At 70.7% G+C, this 2656-nt stretch carries 2 protein-coding genes; both read right to left on the bottom strand.

All coding sequences use genetic code 11. The annotated features are described in order from the left end of the window. The coding region (locus tag GXP76_RS35070; protein ID WP_242575657.1) for a hypothetical protein at positions 1 to 462 on the bottom strand (462 nt) is incomplete at its 3' end. A gap of 191 nt (positions 463 to 653) precedes the next feature. Next, positions 654 to 2656: glycosyltransferase family 2 protein (locus GXP76_RS35065; protein WP_242575656.1), on the bottom strand; the 2003-nt coding region annotated here is incomplete at its 5' end.

Genomic DNA, 2656 nt, shown 5'->3' with positions numbered 1-2656 from the left:
CGAGGGGGCGACCAGCTCCAGCTCGCGCAGCAGGCCCTGCGTCGAGCCCAGCGGCCCGCCGCCCGCGAGGAGTTCCTCGTTGGTGAGCGGGGACGCGTAGTCCACGGGGACGTACGCGCCCGCGTGGTCGTAGTGCCAGACCAGGTGCGACTGCTGGGCCGTCGCCTCGAACATCTCCAGCAACTGCTCGTAGTCACCGCCCAGTTCGCCCACCGGCGTCACCGCCAGGCCGCACATCTGGAGCAGGTACGCCCGGCGCAGGAAGTGCAGCGCGTCGTAGTCGAAGCCGGCGACGGGTGCGACGTCGCCCGAGAGACCGGGCATGTAGGCGAAGACGGGAACGGACGGCAGCCCGGCGTCACCGAGTGCCTTGTCGTAGACGGCGATCTCTTCGGCGAAGGGGTTGTCGGGGCTGTAGCACAGCACGTCGACGAGGGGGACCAACCACAGGTCACAGGCCAAGGGAGGCTCGCTCTCCAACGAGTTCGAACGGGTTCCGTCGGGTTGCGTCAGGTTCGTACACGTACGTACGAACCCGACCGTCGGGTCAGCGTAGTCGGGCGAACGCGATCAGCGAAGACAGCCTGCACGACCGGCACCGGCCGGCACTCGCCGCCCGGCCGCCCGCCGCGACCTCGTACTCGCCGTACTCGTCAACGCGCTCTCGGCATGTCCCATACCCACGCACCCCCCATCCGCTCCCCCGGGCGCCCCAGCAGTTTCGAGACGACCTCGTACAGGGCCTCGTCGTTGTCCTGCGGAGCCAGCACCACCACACCCGCCTTCCAGAACGCCAGGTCCAGCTTGGCCTGCTCGCGCCAGCTCGTCCCGATGTCCGGGATCCGGCCGCCGTACCGCACGTCGCGCAGCAGGTTCGAGGTGTAGCGCGGCGACGCGCCGTAGATGCCCATCCGGTCGGGGCCCCACGGCCCGTTGAAGTAACCGCCGGGCACCGAGAAGCCGAAGCCCGTCGACGACTGCCAGTGCAGCGCGTCCGCCTCGGCCGGACTCGGCAGCGGTACGGGGACGACGCTCTCGCCCTCCGCGACGAAGTGCCGGTACGTGCCGTCGGTGATGAACCTCGGCACCTCCGCCCGCTCCCGCACCGGCTGCGGCGTCGGCAGGATCGGCAGCAGCGCGGCGGCGACCGCGACCAGCGCCACCACCCGGTGCGCACGCGGTTCGAGAGCCGCCATCCGGGCCACCGCGAGCGCGATCAGGACACCGAGCGCCGGGGCGCAGATCATCGCCACCCGGGACTCGATCACCGACTCGAAGAGCGGCTGGTGCGCCAGCGCGCGCCAGGGCCCCGGCAGCACCACGTCCGTGAACGGGATACGGATCTTCTGCCCCATGGACAGCAGCGCGGCCACGAGCACCGTGCCCGTCAGTGCCTTCACGAGCGGTGAACGCCCCAGCCACACCACGATCCCGAAGGCGAGCGCGGTCAACGGCCAGCCGTAGAAGGCGTTCTGTTCGGTGCGGTTCATCGCGAGCGTGTCGGCGCGCGTCTCGTCGCCGAGCAGCGCCCGGCCGGAGAACTCCAGGAAGGCCAGCGGGCTGTTGCCCGCGTTGTCGCCGTGCAGGACGCTGTGGTAGCTCTGCGGGCCGAAGAACTGCCAGTACAGCGGGAACGCGACCAGCGGCAGGGACACCGCCAGCGCGACACCGAGCCCGCGCAGCAGGGGTCGCACCGCGACGCGGGCGACGCCGGGGCTCGCGAGCGCGTACGCCAGGGCGAAGACCAGCATCCCCATCGCGGCCAGCAGCAACGGTTCTTCACCGAGGAAGATCTGGTACGCCGCGAAGAGGCCGAGCAGGACGCCGTCCCGTACGACGCGCCGCCCGTCGCCCGAACAGAGCCGCAGCGCGCGGTCGATGATCACCGGGATCATGAAGAGCACGAGGAAGTTGGGGTGCGCCGTGCCGTGCGACATCATCGGCGGCGCGAACGCGGCGAGCGCCGCGCCGAGGGCCGCCGCCGGGCGGAGACGGGTGACGTGGCGTACGAACAGCCAGTACCAGGCGACGGCCGTGCCCGTCAGACCGAGGGTGAGGACGAGGGCCCAGGTCACCGTCGGGCCGAACAGGAGCGTGACGGGCGTGAGGGGCACGGACAGGCCGAGCATGACCGTGTTCGCCATCAGGTTCACGCCGTCGGGATAGCCCTGATACGTGGTGAAGAGCGGATTGCGCAGGTTCACGACGTTGTCGGCGGTGACGGCGAAGAACCACTCCCACTGGTTCTGGTCCTGCATGGAGTCGGCGAGGTACGCGCGGTCGAGATCCGTCCACAGCCCCTTGTACAGAAGGACGGACGCCAGGAGGAAGAGACCGGCGACCGCGAGGTCCACGGGGCGGGTGCGGGCGCGCAGCCGCAGGAGTTCCAGCAGTACGCGGCCGTAGTCCGCCGGCCGGACCTTCGATCCCGTCTGGTGCGACCAGCGCACCGGTACCTCGGCGACGGGCCAGCCCGCGCGGCGGAAGTGGCGCAGGATCTCGACGTCTATGCCCCAGCCGTCGAGGCGGGAGGCGGCGAAGGCGGCGCGCGCCTTGTCGCCGTCGAAGAGCTTGAAGCCGCACTGGGTGTCGCGTATGCCGCGTACGGCGACGAGCCGGATGAGGCGGTTGCCGAGGCGGCCGAGCCATTCGCGCA

This window comes from Streptomyces sp. NP-1717 (assembly GCF_022695985.1).
GTDB lineage: Bacteria > Actinomycetota > Actinomycetes > Streptomycetales > Streptomycetaceae > Streptomyces.
Note: the sequence above shows the minus strand (reverse complement) of the source record. Positions and strands in the feature narration are given on the sequence as shown.